The 15,967-nt window shown below is 61.8% G+C and carries 14 protein-coding genes; 7 read left to right on the top strand and 7 right to left on the bottom strand.

Going from position 1 to position 15,967, the window contains the following annotated elements; all coding sequences use genetic code 11:
* Positions 1-120: 120 nt before the first annotated feature.
* Together lptG and lptF are read right to left on the bottom strand one after the other, a co-directional pair.
* Complete coding sequence (lptG, locus tag AB5Y48_RS04735) at positions 121-1,191, bottom strand: LPS export ABC transporter permease LptG (RefSeq protein ID WP_050667703.1); 1,071 nt, start codon at positions 1,189-1,191, stop codon at positions 121-123.
* Between the two features lie 17 nt (positions 1,192-1,208).
* Positions 1,209-2,324 (bottom strand): LPS export ABC transporter permease LptF, encoded by a 1,116-nt coding sequence (gene lptF, locus AB5Y48_RS04730; protein ID WP_050667702.1) that lies wholly within the window; start codon positions 2,322-2,324, stop codon positions 1,209-1,211.
* 171 nt (positions 2,325-2,495) lie between these two features.
* Between lptF and pepA the strand changes: the two genes are divergently transcribed.
* The 6 genes from pepA (at position 2,496) to pbpG (ending at position 10,468) form a co-directional block, all read left to right on the top strand.
* A complete protein-coding gene (gene pepA / locus AB5Y48_RS04725) occupies positions 2,496-4,004 on the top strand; it encodes a leucyl aminopeptidase (RefSeq protein WP_050667701.1) in 1,509 nt (502 codons plus the stop codon).
* Between the two features lie 81 nt (positions 4,005-4,085).
* Entirely contained in the window at positions 4,086-4,505 is a 420-nt protein-coding gene (locus AB5Y48_RS04720) for a DNA polymerase III subunit chi (protein ID WP_368163849.1), read from the top strand.
* A gap of 39 nt (positions 4,506-4,544) precedes the next feature.
* Positions 4,545-7,397, top strand: coding sequence for a valine--tRNA ligase (locus tag AB5Y48_RS04715; RefSeq protein WP_368163847.1), 2,853 nt, complete (start codon positions 4,545-4,547; stop codon positions 7,395-7,397).
* 166 nt (positions 7,398-7,563) lie between these two features.
* A complete protein-coding gene (locus AB5Y48_RS04710; protein WP_368163846.1) occupies positions 7,564-8,868 on the top strand; it encodes a hemolysin family protein in 1,305 nt (434 codons plus the stop codon).
* A complete protein-coding gene (locus tag AB5Y48_RS04705) occupies positions 8,868-9,521 on the top strand; it encodes a DedA family protein (protein WP_224161043.1) in 654 nt (217 codons plus the stop codon). The genes AB5Y48_RS04710 and AB5Y48_RS04705 overlap by 1 nt, the downstream gene beginning before the upstream one ends.
* Positions 9,522-9,688: 167 nt before the next feature.
* Positions 9,689-10,468 (top strand): D-alanyl-D-alanine endopeptidase, encoded by a 780-nt coding sequence (gene pbpG / locus AB5Y48_RS04700; protein WP_368163857.1) that lies wholly within the window; start codon positions 9,689-9,691, stop codon positions 10,466-10,468.
* A 38-nt stretch (positions 10,469-10,506) separates the two neighbouring features.
* Here the strand turns inward: pbpG and AB5Y48_RS04695 are convergent, their stop codons facing one another.
* Positions 10,507-10,932 carry a glycine zipper domain-containing protein gene (locus AB5Y48_RS04695; RefSeq protein WP_050667697.1) on the bottom strand — a complete coding sequence of 142 codons (426 nt, stop codon included), beginning with the start codon at positions 10,930-10,932 and terminating at the stop codon, positions 10,507-10,509.
* Between the two features lie 256 nt (positions 10,933-11,188).
* On the opposite strand from AB5Y48_RS04695, the gene AB5Y48_RS04690 reads away from it, so the two are divergent.
* Positions 11,189-11,419, top strand: a complete 231-nt coding sequence (locus tag AB5Y48_RS04690) for a DUF333 domain-containing protein (protein WP_050667696.1) — start codon at positions 11,189-11,191, stop codon at positions 11,417-11,419.
* A 57-nt stretch (positions 11,420-11,476) separates the two neighbouring features.
* On the opposite strand, the gene AB5Y48_RS04685 is transcribed toward AB5Y48_RS04690, so the two are convergent.
* The 4 genes from AB5Y48_RS04685 to AB5Y48_RS04670 form a co-directional block, all read right to left on the bottom strand.
* Entirely contained in the window at positions 11,477-12,637 is a 1,161-nt protein-coding gene (locus AB5Y48_RS04685) for a PLP-dependent aspartate aminotransferase family protein (RefSeq protein ID WP_060587539.1), read from the bottom strand.
* 196 nt (positions 12,638-12,833) lie between these two features.
* Positions 12,834-14,951, bottom strand: coding sequence for a DUF885 family protein (locus tag AB5Y48_RS04680; RefSeq protein WP_368163844.1), 2,118 nt, complete (start codon positions 14,949-14,951; stop codon positions 12,834-12,836).
* Positions 14,952-15,148: 197 nt separating this feature from the next.
* A complete protein-coding gene (bfr, locus tag AB5Y48_RS04675; RefSeq protein WP_050667693.1) occupies positions 15,149-15,628 on the bottom strand; it encodes a bacterioferritin in 480 nt (159 codons plus the stop codon).
* Between the two features lie 56 nt (positions 15,629-15,684).
* On the bottom strand, positions 15,685-15,876 hold the full coding sequence (locus AB5Y48_RS04670; protein WP_050667692.1) for a bacterioferritin-associated ferredoxin: 192 nt from the start codon (positions 15,874-15,876) through the stop codon (positions 15,685-15,687).
* Positions 15,877-15,967 lie beyond the last annotated feature (91 nt).

Raw genomic sequence — 15,967 nt, 5'->3', positions numbered from 1 at the left:
TCGATGCGCATAAAAAATCCGAAACCAATCAATAGGTTTCGGATTTTCACACATCAGAAGGATCGGTCAATGGATCCTTAACTGATCGGCATTACACCCTGCGGTGCCCTTTTTGTTGTCTCAGCGCTTGCGGCTCAGTATGTAGAGCGCCCCGCCGCCAAACAGCAGACTGGGTGCGATGGCCCCTATGATGGGCGGCACCGAGTAAACCAGGCTGACCGGCCCGAACAGGCGATCGCTCACATAGACCAGGAAGCCGGTGATGATCCCCATCAGCATGCGCGCCCCCATGCTCACCGAGCGCAGGGGCCCGAAGATAAAGGAGGAGGCAAGCAGGATCATGGCCACCACAGAGAGGGGTGACAGCACCTTGCGCCACATCTCCAGCAGATAACGTCCCGCATCCTGCTGGTTTGCCTTGAGATAACCGATATAGTCCATCAAACCGCCCACCGAGAGGTTCTCGGGATCGATACTCACCACCCCCAGCTCCTTGGGCGTCAGCTCGGACTGCCACTCCATCAGGGCACTGCTCTCCCTGGTGATGCGGGCCGGGTTGTCGAAGCGGGTGATCGCCACCGATTTGAGTTCCCAATGGCGCTGAACAAACTGCCCCTCCTGAGCCTGTACCACCTCGATCAGCTTGCGCTCACCGTTGAAGCGGTAGAGGGTGATGCCGGTCAGGGAGCCGTCATTACGAACCCCGGAGATGTTGACATAGTCGCTGCCATCCCGGGCCCACACCCCATAGGCGGAGAGGGTGAGACGCCCCTCCGACATGGCGCTCGCCTTGATGTCGCCGGCGGCACGCTTGGCGATGGGGGCCACATATTCTCCCACCAGGGTCACCACCAACATCAGGGGGATAGCCGTCTTGAGCGCCGCCATCACTATGCTGAGCCGGGAGCGACCGGCCGCCTGCATCACCACCAGCTCGGAGCTGGTCGCCAGCTGCCCCAGGCCGATGAGACCGCCGAGCAGGGCCGCCAGGGGGAAGAACATGACCGCCTCCTTGGGCATGGAGAGGATCACGAAGTAGAAGGCCTTGACCAGGGTGTAGTCCCCATCCCCCACCGCCTTGAGCTGCTCCACATACTTGATAAGGGCAGCCAGCCCCACCAGGGTCAACTCGGCGAGCAGGATCGACATGAAGATGACCCGGCCTATATACCTATCGATAATGCCAAACATTCAATACCTCGGAATCATCAGGCCTTGGCCCGTTGCAACCACTTCACCTTGGTGCGGTTCCACCACGCCGTCCCCTGCAGATTGAGGGGCAGGCCGATAAACAGCAGGTAGGCGAGCGGGATGAGGAACATGCCCGGCCAATGGGGCAGGCTGCCGCTGGCGATGGCCGAGCGCCCGGCACTGAGCAGCAGGAAGTAGGAGAGATAGAGCAGGATCGACGGCAGCAGCTTGGCATAGCGCCCCTGACGCGGGTTGACCCGGGCCAGGGGCACCACCAGGAAGGTGAGTACCGGGATGGAGAGGGGCAGGGAGAGGCGCCACTGCAGCTCGGCCATCAGCTCGTTATCCAGATCGCCACGCAGCAGCTCGTCGGTCGACTTGGCGCTCGACTTGCGCTGGGAGGTCTCGAGATCCCGCTGGCGGATCACCACCCCGTAGCTGCCGAAATCGGAGATACGAAACGCCTTGCCACTGAAATTCCCCTCATAGCGGGTCCCATCCTTGAGGGTCAGCCACTGCAACCCCTCCTTGTCGATGGTGATCTCCCCCGTATCGGCCACCACCAGGGAGGGAGGCGTGCTCCCCTCCCCGTGTTGCAGCAGGAAGACCTTGCCGAGCTCGGTGCCGCGACCGTTGAGCTCCTGGATGTAGGCCACCGAACGCCCCTTGTCGAGCTCGAGGAAGCGACCCTCCTGGAGCAGGGAAACACCGGGATCGGACTTGAACTGGTCCATCACCTGGTACTCGCGCTCCTTGGCGTAGGGGGCGACCCAGAGGGTGTTGGCCACGGCCACCAGGGCGGTCACCAGGGCCAGGATCATGGCGTTGCGCATCACGAAGCGATGGCTGAACCCCACCGCATGCATCACGGTCAGCTCGCTTTCGGCATAGAAGCGGCCATGGGCAAACAGAATGGCGAGAAACAGGCTGATGGGCAGCATCAGCAGCGCCATGTTGGGCAGGTTGAGCCAAAGCAGTGTCGATACCAGCTGGGTGGGCACACTCCCCTCGGCGGCATCGGAGATGATCTTGATGAACTGCTGGCTGACGAAGATCAGCAGCAGCACGAACAGCACGGCGAGCTGCGTCTTGAGCGTCTCTTTGAACAGATATCGGAATACGATCACACTCATTCCCACGTAAACTTGTGTTTTTGGTCGAATGGCTGAAAAATAGGACTCTAGTATATATTTTTGCCTATTTAGACAGCGGGGCACGGGCTGTAAAGCTCCGCCTGTTCGACCCCAGTAAGCCCCCCATTATTCATGAAAAGGGGGGGCTTGTCTTTAGATGTAGGAGATTGCATGGAGTTCAGTGTAAAGAGTGGCAGTCCCGAGAAACAGCGCAGCGCCTGCGTTGTGGTGGGTGTCTTCGAGCCGCGTCGCCTCTCTCCGGTTGCCGAGCAACTGGACAAGATCAGCGACGGCTACATCAGCTCGTTGCTGCGCCGGGGTGATCTGGAAGGGAAACCGGGTCAGATGCTGCTGCTGCACCAGGTACCGGGCGTCCTGAGCGAACGGGTACTGCTGGTGGGCTGCGGCAAGGAGCGTGAACTCGACGAGCGCCAGTACAAGCAGATCATCAACAAGACCATCACCACCCTCAACGAAACCGGCTCCATGGAGGCGGTCTGCTTCCTGACCGAGCTGCACGTCAAGGGGCGCGATACCTACTGGAAGGTGCGTCAGGCGGTCGAGGCCACCAAGGGCGGTCTCTACACCTTCGATCAGTTCAAGACCAACAAGGCCGAGCCGCGCCGCCCCCTGCGCAAGCTGGTGTTCAACGTGCCGACCCGCCGCGAGCTGTCGGTGGGTGAGAAGGCGATCGCCCACGGTCTGGCCGTGGCCCGTGGCACCAAGGTGTGCCGCGACGTGGCCAACATGCCGCCCAACGTCTGCAACCCGGCTTACCTGGCTTCCCAGGCACGCCGCCTGGCCGACGCCTACGCCAACATCAGCACCAAGGTGATCGGTGAGCAGGAGATGGCCGAGCTCGGCATGAACTCCTACCTGGCGGTGGCCCGTGGCTCCGAAAACGAAGCCATGATGGCTCTCATCGAGTACAAGGGTCACCCGGATGCCAAGCCCATCGTGCTGGTCGGCAAGGGTCTCACCTTCGACTCGGGCGGTATCTCTATCAAGCCGGCCGACGGCATGGACGAGATGAAGTACGACATGGGGGGCGCCGCCGCCGTGCTCGGAACCATGCACGCCCTGGCCGAGCTGCAACTGCCGATCAACGTCATCGGCGTGCTGGCCGGTTGCGAGAACATGCCCGGTGGCAACGCCTACCGCCCCGGTGACATCCTCACCTCCATGTCCGGTCAGACCATCGAAGTGCTCAACACCGATGCGGAAGGCCGTCTGGTACTGTGCGATGCCCTCACCTATGTGGATCGCTTCGAGCCGGAGACGGTGATCGACGTAGCCACCCTGACCGGTGCCTGCATCATCGCCCTGGGCCACCACACCTCGGGCCTCTTGGCCAACCACAACCCGCTCGCCACCGAACTGCTCAACGCCTCCGAGCAGGCCGGCGATCGCGCCTGGCGCCTGCCCCTGTTCGACGAGTACCAGGAGCAGCTGGAGAGCCCGTTCGCCGACATGGCCAACATAGGTGGCCGTCCGGCCGGCACCATCACCGCGGCCGCCTTCCTGTCACGCTTCACCAAGAAGTACAACTGGGCGCACCTGGATATCGCCGGGACCGCCTGGAAGAGCGGTAAGGAGAAGGGCTCCACCGGTCGTCCGGTGCCGCTGCTGACCCAGTTCCTGCTGAACCGGGCCGGCGTGGATATCGAAGTCAAGGATTGATGAGTCGCGAGTGACTCACCCCAGTGCAAGGAAGAGGCGCCCCCTCTTCCTTGTTTTATTAGATGGCCAGTGGAGAGCGGCATGAGCCAAGTGACCTTCTATCTGATGCAGGATGACGACCGGGAAGCCCTGGTCTGCCAGCTGGTGGCCAACTACTGGCGCGACGGCCACGTCTATTGCCTCTGTCGCGATCAGGAACAGGCCCTGCGCCTGGACGAGCGTCTCTGGCAACTGCCGGCCGATCGTTTCGTGCCCCACCAGTTGCAGGAGGAGAGCGGCCAGGCCCAGGTCGAGATCGGCCACCTGCCCCCGCGCCGCCGCTACGCCCGGCTGATTAACCTGACCGACGACACACCTTTGTTTGCAGGAGAGTTCGCTCAAGTGGTAGATTTTGTCCCCACTAACGAGAGCGACAAGCAGCAGGCCCGCGAACGCTACAAGGCCTATCGTCAGGCGGGGCATATGCTCGAGACGCTCGAGCCCCCGTCTGCCGCCTCCTGACTGCCACCCCTTTTAGATTCTTCGGAAAACAGCGACACCATGGAAAAGACCTTCAACCACAACGCCATCGAGCAGGCGCTCTATCAGCACTGGGAGTCCCAGGGTTACTTCAAGCCCCACGGAGACACCAGCCAGGAATCCTTCTGCATCATGATTCCGCCGCCGAACGTCACCGGCAGCCTGCACATGGGTCACGCCTTCCAGCAGACCCTGATGGACACCCTGATCCGCTACAACCGCATGCAGGGCAAGAACACCCTGTGGCAGTCCGGTACCGACCACGCCGGTATCGCCACCCAGATGGTGGTGGAGCGCAAGATCGCCGCCGAAGAGGGCAAGAGCCGCCACGACTACGGCCGTGACGCCTTCATCGACAAGATTTGGCAGTGGAAAGAAGAGTCTGGCGGCACCATCACCCGTCAGATGCGTCGCCTCGGCGACTCCGTGGATTGGGAGCGCGAGCGTTTCACCATGGATCCGGGCCTCTCCAGGGCGGTGCAGGAAGTGTTCGTGCGCCTCTACCAAGATGGCCTGATGTACCGCGGCAAGCGCCTGGTGAACTGGGATCCCAAGCTCGGCACCGCCATCTCCGATCTGGAAGTGGAAAACAAGGAAGTGAAGGGCCACATGTGGCACCTGCGCTACCCGCTCGCCAACGGCGCCAAGACCGCCGATGGCCAGGATCACCTGATCGTCGCCACCACTCGTCCGGAAACCATGCTGGGTGACACCGCGGTCGCCGTGAACCCGGAAGACCCCCGTTACCAGGCGCTGATCGGCCAGCACATCCTGTTGCCGCTGGTGAACCGCCTGATCCCCATCGTCGCCGACGAGCACGCCGACATGGAGAAGGGCACCGGCTGTGTGAAGATCACCCCGGCCCACGACTTCAACGATAACCAGGTCGGCAAGCGCCACAGCCTGCCGATGATCAACATCTTCACCCTGGACGCCCACGTGCGTGCCACCGCCGAGGTGTTCGACAGCGAAGGTAACGTCTGTGACGCCTACGACGGCGCCCTGCCGGGCGAGTTCGCCGGCCTTGAGCGCTTCGCCGCCCGCAAGGCCATCGTGGCCAAGCTCGACGAGCTGGGTCTGCTGGCAGAAATCAAGGATCACGTGCTGCAACAGCCCTACGGCGATCGCGGAGGCGTGCCCATCGAGCCGATGCTGACCGACCAGTGGTACGTGCGCGTCGCCCCCCTGGCCAAAGACGCCATCGCCGCCGTGGAAGATGGCCGCATCCAGTTCGTGCCCAAGCAATACGAGAACATGTACTTCTCCTGGATGCGCGACATTCAGGACTGGTGCGTCTCCCGTCAGCTGTGGTGGGGTCACCGCATCCCGGCCTGGTATGACGAATCCGGCAACGTCTACGTTGGCCGCAGCGAGGACGAAGTGCGCGCCAAGCACAGCATCCCGGCGGTGACCGTGCTGCGCCAGGACGAGGACGTGCTCGACACCTGGTTCAGCTCCGCCCTGTGGACCTTCTCCACCCTGGGCTGGCCGGAGAAGACCGATGCCCTCAAGACCTTCCACCCGACCGACGTGCTGATGAGCGGCTTCGACATCATCTTCTTCTGGATCGCCCGGATGATCATGATGACCATGTACTTCATCAAGGACGACGACGGCCAGCCGCAAGTGCCGTTCAAGACCGTCTACATCACTGGCCTCATCCGCGACGAGGAAGGCCAGAAGATGTCCAAGTCCAAGGGCAACGTGCTCGATCCCCTCGACATGATCGACGGCATCTCCCTGGAAGATCTGCTGGAGAAGCGCACCGGCAACATGATGCAGCCGCAGATGGCCGAGAAGATCGGCAAGCGTACCGCCAAGCAGTTCCCGGAAGGGATCGAGGCCCACGGCACCGACGCCCTGCGCTTCACCCTGGCGGCACTGGCCTCTACCGGTCGCGACATCAACTGGGACATGAAGCGCCTGGATGGCTATCGCAACTTCTGCAACAAGCTGTGGAACGCGTCGCGCTACGTGCTGATGAACACCGAGGATCAGGACTGCGGCCTGAATGGCGGCGAGATGCAGTTCAGCCTGGCGGATCGCTGGATCCAGTCCCAGCTGCAGCTGGCCGTGCGCGATTTCCGCACCGCACTGGATACCTACCGCTTCGACATGGCCGCCGGTGTACTCTATGAGTTCATCTGGAACCAGTTCTGCGACTGGTACCTGGAGCTGACCAAGCCGGTACTGTGGAACGGCTCCGAGGCCGAGCAACGCGCCACCCGTCACACCCTCGTCAACGTGCTCGAGACCCTGCTGCGTCTGGCCCACCCGATCATTCCGTTCATCACCGAGACCATCTGGAAGTCGGTGGCCCCGCTGGCCGGCATCCAGGCCGACACCATCATGGTGCAAGCCTTCCCGGCGTTTGACGCCGCCAAGGTGGACGACGCCGCCCTGGCTGACCAGGAGTGGGTCAAGGAGTTCATCGTCGGCATTCGCAACATCCGCGCCGAGATGAACGTGGCCCCGAGCGTACCGCTCGAGGTCCTGCTGGTCTGCAACGCCGAGGATGCCCGGCGTGCCGCCGACAACGAGACCTTCCTCAAGACCCTGGCCAAGCTCGCCTCCATCCGCGTGCTGGCCGAGGGCGAGGCTGCGCCCCTGTCGGTCAAGAAGCTGGTGGGTGACACCGAGCTGCTGATCCCCATGGCCGGCCTCATCGACAAGGAGGCCGAGCTGGCCCGCCTGGCCAAGGAGATCGCCAAGCTCGCCGGCGAGTGCGGCCGCATCGAAGGTAAACTCGGCAACGAGGGCTTCGTCGCCAAGGCCCCCGAGGCGGTCATCGCCAAGGAGCGCGAGAAGCTGGCCGACTACCGCAGCCAGCTGGTCAAGCTGGAAGCCCAACAGGCGGAAATCGCCGCCCTGTAACACGGTCGACCGAGAGAGCCCCCTCACCCGAGGGGGCTTTTCATTTGCGGTACAGGATCACAGTTCCAAGATGGTGCCTTGCCCGGCGGGGCAGGTTTTACAAGCGCAATCTCCCCAAATTCATTAGAATGCCAACGCGCTTCGATACAGGAATTGTCACATCCCTATGGAATTATTGATCCTCATCGGATTGATCCTGCTCAACGGCCTCTTCGCCATGTCAGAAATCGCCATCGTCACCGCCCGCAAGGCCCGCCTCGCCCGGCTGGCCGACGAGGGGAGCGGCGGTGCCCGGATCGCCCTGCGCCTGGCTGAAGATCCCACCAACTTCCTCTCTGCGGTGCAGATCGGCATCACCAGCATAGGGCTGCTCAACGGTATCTACGGGGAGTCCGTGCTGGCCAAGCCGCTCGCACTCTGGCTCACCGAGCTGGGCATGGGTGAGCGCGCCAGCGCCATGGTCGCGACCGTCTTCGTGGTGGTGGTGGTGACCTATATCTCCATCGTCATCGGCGAGCTGGTACCGAAACGGATCGGCCAGATCAGCGCCGAGCGCATCGCCTGTCTGGTGGCCCGCCCCATGCTGGGGCTGGCCATGCTGACCCGCCCCTTCGTCTGGCTGCTGTCGGCATCGACCCACACCACCCTGAGCCTGCTGCGGGTACGCCAGGATGGCGCCAACAATGTCACCGAGGAGGAGATCCACGCCATGCTGGTGGAGGGCTCCGAGGCCGGAGTCATCGAGGATGAGGAGCATCGCATGCTGCGCAACGTCTTCCGCCTCGACGAACGTACCCTCTCCTCACTCATGGTGCCGCGCAGCGACATTCACTTCCTCGACCTGGAGCAGCCTCTCGAGGAGAACCTGCGCCGCATGACCGCCGAGCAGCACAGCTACTACCCGGTGTGTGAGGGTTCCCTCTCCAACGTGGTGGGGATACTGCACGCCACCCGTGTGCTCGATGCCTTCGTACAGGGCAGGCCCATCGAACTGCGGGCCATGGTGCAGCAGGGCAGCCTGCTGCCGGAGACCCTGCACGGCTTCGAGCTGCTGAACCACTTTCGCACCCACTCCGAGCCCCTGGCCCTGGTGGTCGACGAATACGGTGAGCTGCAGGGGCTGGTAACCCAGCGCGATCTGCTGGAGGCGCTGGCCGGTGATTTCCCCGACAACGCCAGTGATGAAAACTGGGCGGTGCAGCGTGGCGATGGCAGCCTGCTGCTCGACGGACTGATCCCGCTGCCCGAACTCAAAGACAACCTCTCCCTCTCCCGCCTGCCGGAAGAGGAGAAACACCACTACCATACCCTTAGCGGTCTAATCATGTTTCTGCTTGGCCGAATTCCCCGGACCGGGGAGGTGCTGAACCTGGAGCAATGGCAACTGGAGATCGTCGATATGGATGGCCTGCGCATCGACAAGGTGCTGGCGACCCGACGCTCGGAACCTACGGAGCAGTCACTGCCATGATGGAGCAGTTCTCGCATCTGATTCATGCCTTCATGAATCTCGACCTGGTCGCCCTGTCCGACCCCCAGCTGGCCACCATGCTCTGCGTGGTGCTGGCCCTCTTCATGATTCTGGAGAACGGCTTTCTGCCCACCGCGTTTCTGCCCGGCGACAGCCTGCTGGTGCTGACCGGGGTGCTGATCTTCCAGGGGGTGGTCTCCTGGGCCGTGCTCCCCATGCTGATCGCCTGCTCCTTCTTCGGGACCTGGCTCGGCTACATGCAGGGGCGCTTCTTCGGCCACACCCAGATGTTCCACCGGCTGCTCTCCCATATCGACAAGCCACACCAGGAGAAGGCCTACTACCTGCTCAACAAGTACGGCATCCTGACCCTGATCACGGCGCGCTACATCGCCTTCGTGCGTACCGTCTACCCTTGCATCGTCGGTGCCGCCGAGATCCCCCAGGGGCGCTTCCTCATCATCAACCTCGTCAGCGCCATCATGTGGTGCACCCCCCTGGTCGGCTTTGGCTATTACATCAGCCACACCAAGCTGGCCGAGACCTATCAGGATCAGTTCCTCAGCTTCATTCTCTACCTGCCACTGGCCCTGTTGGTGCTGGGGCTGGGAGCCATCATCTGGCGCCAAATCCGCAAGCGTCAGGGCAAGTGATCCCCCGCGCCGGCAGCCTTGAAAAAAAGGTGCCGGCGCTCTTGTTTTCCCCCGGCAAAAATGAGTGAATCTAGCCCCTTTTCGGCCCCCCTTTTCCCGGCCCAGGAGTCATTGCTGTGTTCACTCTGCGTCTGGCACGCCCGCTCGGTGTGCTCCTCTCCACTCTTCTGCTGGCCCCGACCCTGTGGGCCAAACCGGCCACCGATCCCGGTATCAAGTCAGGCAATGCTCTGGTGATGGACGCCCGCAGTGGTGCCGTGCTCTATCAAAAGAACCCCAACCAGGCTCGCCCCATCGCCTCTCTCACCAAGTTGATGACGGCCCTGGTGGTGCTCGACGCCAGACAGGATCTCGACCAGCTGCTGACCATCGACGAGAACGACAGGGACAGGGTCAAGAGCACCCACTCACGGGTACGAATGGGCACCAAAGTGAGTCGCCGCGACGCCCTGCATCTGGCCCTGATGTCGTCGGAGAACCGCATGGCCTCGGCCCTTTCCCGCCACTACCCGGGCGGCCGCACCGCCTTTGTGCGCGCCATGAACAGCAAGGCTCGCCAGCTGGGCATGTTCCACACCCACTTCTACGACTCAACCGGCCTCTCTACCCGCAACGTCGCCACCGCCCGGGACCTGGCCAAGCTGGTAACCGCCGCCTACCGCCAGCCCCTGATCCGCCAATTTACCCAGGATGAGGATCAGGAGATGCGCTTTGCCAAGCCGGCCTACAGCCTGATGTTCAACAACACCAATCCCCTGGTGAAGAACAACGACTGGGATGTGCGCCTCTCCAAGACCGGCTACACCAATGAGGCGGGGCGCTGCCTGGTGATGCGTGCCAAACCCGATGCACGCGAGCTCACCATAGTGCTGCTCAATGCCCAGGGGAAGCTGACCCCGGTCGGGGACGCCAACCGCATCCGCAAGTGGCTCAAGAGCCAGGGATGAGCCAATGAGAAGAGGCCCCTCGGGGCCTCTTTGCTATCTTAATCGTCGTCATCCCAATGGCGATGTTTGCGCTTCTTCTTGTGGTAGTGGCGATGATCGCCATGACCCTCGTCACGATCGCCATTCTTGGCTCCGATCGCAGAACCCGCCCCGCCACCGATACCGGCCCCGATCAGCTGACCCGTGTCGCCCCCCAGACTCTTGCCGAGGGCGGCACCACTGAGGGCCCCCACGGCACCACCGAGGGCAGCTTCGTTCTTGTTACCCTTCTTGGCACCTATGCTGCCACCGGCTGCGCCTCCCAGCGCTGCCCCGATCAGGGCGCCGGTATCGCCTCCCAGATTCTTGCCGATCACGGCCCCCGCCGCCCCTCCGGCGCCACCGCCGAGCACTGTGCCCAGGGTTTCGGAGGCCTGCGCCGTTCCCAGCATCAGCATCAGGGTGAGAGGAAAGATACGCTTCATGAGTTGTCACCTGGTTATGAGTTTTGGCTCACTATGACAAATGGCCTGTGCAAAGGTGAGCCAGGCCCCCGACGCTCGCGACAACCCGTGTCACCACCTTACCTAACAACATGATTTTATTGTTAATGCCGATTAATTACCGGCCTGGGGAAGGAGACAGAAGTTGTCTTGAATGGATGCAAATGGGGCAAAAATTCTTGCCCTTGCCCCTTCACCTCCTTAGGCTGGGGTCGCGATTTCCACTCTGGAGGACTCCATGAAGCTCATCATCCCCGCCGCCCTGCTGGTGCTGCTCACCGGCTGTAGCAGCCAACCCGCCCCCGAGAAACCGGTGGGCATGGCCAATCCCGCCTCCGTCTACTGCCTCGATCAGGGGGGCAAGCTGGAGCTGCGCGACGAGCCGGGTGGCGTGACCGGCTACTGCCACCTCTCCGACGGTCGCGTCGTGGAGGAGTGGGCTCTCTACCACGCAGAACACGGCAAATAAGCGTAACGCTGACATGCAAACGGGGGCCAAAAGGCCCCCGTGTTGTTCTCTGCTCCCTTACTCGGCCAGGGCGGCCGCCAGATCGGCGATCAGGTCGTCGGCATCCTCCACCCCTATGCTCAGACGGATGAGATCGTCGCTGACCCCGGCCGCGGTGCGGCTCGCCGCATCCATGGCAGCATGGGTGGTGCTGGCCGGGTGACAGGCCAGACTCTCGAGATCGCCAAGGCTCACCGCCTGGGTAAACAGGCTCAGGCGATCGAGGAAGCGTGCGGCGCGGGCAAAGCCACCTTCGAGCTCTATGCTCACCATGCCACCGAAGCCCTCGGCCACCTCTCCCAGCACGGCGTGACCGGGATGTGTCTCCAGCCCCGGGTAGATGACCCGCTGCACGCCCGGGTGGGCGGCGAGGAAGGCCGCCACCTTGCCCGCATTGTGCAAGTGGGCGTCCATGCGCAGGGGCAGGGTCTTGACCCCGCGTTGCAGCAGGTAGGCCTCCTGGGGACCTATGGGAGAGCCGATATGCTTGAGCGCCACGGTGCGCACCCGGCTCATCAAGGCGCTGCCGCCCGCCACCACCCCGGCGATGATGTCCCCATGGCCGCCCAGATACTTGGTGCCGCTGTGCATCACCAGATCCACGCCGAGTTCGAGGGGCCGTTGCAGGTAGGGGGTGAGGAAGGTGTTGTCGCACACCGTGATGGCGCCAACGCGCCGGGCCGCCTCCACCACCAGACGCGGGTCGATCACCTTGAGGGTCGGGTTGGTCAGGGTTTCGAAGAGTACCAGCTTGGTGCCCGGTCTCAGGTTGGCATGCAGATCCCGATCGCTCTCGTAACCGGTCACAGTGACCCCGGCACGGGTGAAGGTCTGCTTGAGGAAGGCTTCGGTGCCGCCATAGAGGGGACCTATGTAGGCTATCTCGTCACCCTGGCTGGTGAGGGCATAGAGGATGGCGCTCACCGCCGCCATGCCGCTCGCCACCACCAGCGCCTCATCCGCCCCCTCGAGGGCCGCGAGTTTTAGCTCCAGCTCGGCGGTGGTCGGGTTGGCGAAACGGCTATAGATAAAGCCCGGATTCTGGCCGCTGAAGCGGGCTCGCCCCTCTTCGGCGGTGAAGTAGCTGAAGGTGCTGCTCTGGTAGAGCGGGGTGGTCAGGGCGCCGGTCTGGGGATCGAGACGCTGCCCGCTATGCACGCTCATGGTTTTGAATTTCATGGTATGACTCCGGGGGATTCCCTGCGCCCGTCCATGGCGGGGAACTCAATGGTACAAGTTGATAACCTTGATCATACAATTCGAAACATCAACCACGAAACAACAAATAATTCTTATTTATTCCGTATCCCCGAATGTTATTCGATATCTATCCCTCACCAAAGGGCGCCGGCTCTCCCGGCGCCCTTGCCTACGATTATTCCTGCGCCTTGATCCACTGGGCGTTCTTCTGCTCCAGCACCGACATGGGCAGCATGCCGTACTCCAGCACATGGTGGTGGAAGCCCTTGAGATCGAAGCGGCTGCCGAGGGCCTCCTCGGCGGCGGCCCGCATCCGCAGCAGGGTGAGCTGACCGGCTTTGTAGGAGGTGGCCTGACCCGTATAGGCCATGTAGCGCGGCACTTCCGAGCCGACGTCCCCATCTCCCAGGGCCGAATTTTCCTTCATGTACTGCACCGCCCTGTCATGGCTCCAGCCGTACCAGTGCAGACCGGTATCGACCACCAGCCGCATCGCCCTGAGCATCTCCTCGTTGAGACGACCAAAGTACTGGAGCTGATTGTTGAAGGCCTCCGATCCTTCGACCTTGGGATCGCCCTTGGCAGGGTCAAACAGTCCTCTTCCCTGATAGAGCCCCATGTCGTGATCGGCCAGATACTCGGTATAGAGAGCCCACCCCTCCGCATAAGCGGTGTAGTGGGAATTGGCCACATAGGCCGGGAAGTCGGGATCCTTGGCGGCCAACTCCTGGGCAATGGTGATCTGGAAGTGGTGGCCGGGCGCCGCCTCATGAGCCAACAGGGTGCTGATGTTCCAGCTCTGCAACCCGAACGGGTAGAAGGTGTTGAGGAAGAACTGCCCCTTGCGCCCGGTCTGGGGATTGCCGTCCTGATACCAGGCTACCCCACCATAGGGGGCCTCGTCGTAAGAGACAGGCACCACCTCGTAGTCGAGCCTGGGGATAGTCTTCTCGGCGTCGAAGAAGTCGGGTAGTACCAGTGCCGCCTTCTCCTTGAAACGGTTGTACTCGGCCAGCGCCCGATTGTGCTCGGCCAGGGCCGCCTGCCGGGCCTCGCTCAGGCTGCTACCGGGGTTGTCCGGATTGACGCTGGCGCTCCACACCTCATAGGGATTCTGATAGAAGAAGCCCGGCTGGTTAAGGTAGCGGAAGAAGGCGTAAATCTCGCCACTCTGTTTGGCTGCGGCCACATCGCTGCTGGCACACTTGCCCACCGTGTGGCACACCTGAACCATGGAGCCGAAGATGCGCTCCACCTCTCCAAGACCCAGTTTGTGCACCTCTTCGGGGGTCATGGTGGTGGTGGTATGTTTCTTCAGCAGCCAGCGATACCAGTTGCGTCCATCTGTCATACCGCAGAAGCCGTCGTCACACTCACCGCTACCGATACGGACCCCATAGGCCCCCCCGTTGCGATAGTCGAGATAGTCACGCAGGGCCACGAAGTGTTGATTGATGCGCTCCAGCACCCCCTTGTACTCCTCGCGCAGGGTGCTATCTATCTCTGCCGGCATGGCACTCCAGCCATCGTAGAGACCGCTCAGCTGCTCCCCCTCCAGCTTGCTGGAGAGCTGTTTGACCACCCGATCCACCAACTCGTCCGGCAGGGTATTGCCACGGGCGCTGCCAAGCTCAAACTGATGCTTCACCTCGACCAGATAGGTGTCATAGGCCTTGAGCCAGGTCAGATGCTCCTGATACCAGGCGGCCGGATCGCCGGCGCTGCGTGCCATCGCCTGCGGAGCCGGTCTGTCGTGGCGATCCAGATCCTGGCGCCAACGGGCCTCGGTCACGGCAAGTTGCGCCGGTGTGGTGTCGTCGAAGTAGTCAAAGCCACTGGCGGTGCGGGGGGCGGCCCGACGCCCCTGCTGCGGCCCCTCTCCCACGTCACCGGCCAGATCGGCGACCCGGTTACGGAAGTGATGGATGGGAATCTGGGACTGGGGCAGGCTTGCCCCCTCGATCGCCAGGGAGAGATCCCAGCTGATCATGTCGTAGAAGAGGCGATCCCGCTCCCCCAGCACGGAGGGATCCAATCCCTTGAGTCGATCCAGCAGCGACTGATCCAGCCGTTGCCTGGCCGCTATGCTGTCGGCATCGATGGCAAAGCCATAAGGATCCAGCTGGGCGGACTGAGTGACCGCCTCCTGCATCACGGTGAGCAGAGCGGCGCGGGTAGCCACAGGATCGGCCTTGGGTGCCGAGGAGTCGTTGCTACCGTTACAGGCAAGCAGGGGCAGGGTGAGGGCGCAGGCGAGCGCCACCCTGTTGAGGGTAAGAGTCATGGTGTGCATCCTTGTTGGTCTTGTTATGGGTTGCCTGCAAGCGTGCCGATCATGCCTGCTAACGGATGCGGTTTTTGTGACCTTAAAGACAAAAAATAATCATATTTTTCATGATGTTCCGCTCATGAAAACCTATTCAAAAAAAGAACAGGGGCCCGCCGTGGCGAGCCCCCTTTGACTCTATTTATTCAATAGTTATGCAAACATCATGATCCCTGATGATGGAGTTGGGACTGCTGGTAATTCTCGAGGCCGAGCCGATCGATAAGATCGAGTTGGGTCTCAAGCCAGTCCACATGTTCCTCTTCATCCTCGAGGATATCCTGGAACAGATCCCGGCTCACATAGTCCTGGATCGACTCGGCGTAGAGGATGGCCGCCCGCAGATCCCCAATGGCGGCAATCTCGAGATCCAGATCGCAGCGCAACATCTCCTCCACATGCTCCCCGATCTTCAGCTTGCCGAGATCCTGCAGGTTCGGGATCCCCTCGAGAAAGAGGATCCGCTTCACCAGTTCGTCGGCATGCTTCATCTCGTCGATCGACTCGTGATACTCCTTGTGACCCAGCCCCTTGAGGCCCCAGTCATCAAACATGCGGGCGTGCAGAAAATATTGATTGATGGCGATAAGCTCGTTACCGAGCACCTTGTTGAGATGAGCGATGAGTTTGCTGTCACCTTTCATGGCATGACCTCCCTGTGAATCAGACAAGGATAGCCAAGAAAGCGGGGTGAGGCGTCTCAGGCCACTTCGTAGTAGAGAGGCGCTTTATCGCGTTCCTGCGCGATGATCTCCATGGCCATACGCACACATTTTCCGCACTGGGCCCCCACCTCCAGCTCTTGCTTCAGCTGGCGAAACTCGCGCTTGCCCGACTGCACCGCTTTGCGGATTTGGGAATCTGTGATGCCCCGGCACAAACAGACATACATGGTGGCAGGATCCTGAGTCAGAACAGTGAACTGCCAAAAAAGTTAAATGAGAATGCTTTGCAATACAAATAACCATTGGTAATAAGTCCCT

The sequence above is a fragment of the Aeromonas sp. R6-2 genome (genome assembly GCF_040908155.1).
Classification (GTDB): Bacteria; Pseudomonadota; Gammaproteobacteria; order Enterobacterales; family Aeromonadaceae; genus Aeromonas; species Aeromonas schubertii.
The sequence above is the reverse complement of the archived record's forward strand: the minus strand, read 5'-3'. Positions and strand labels throughout refer to the sequence as shown.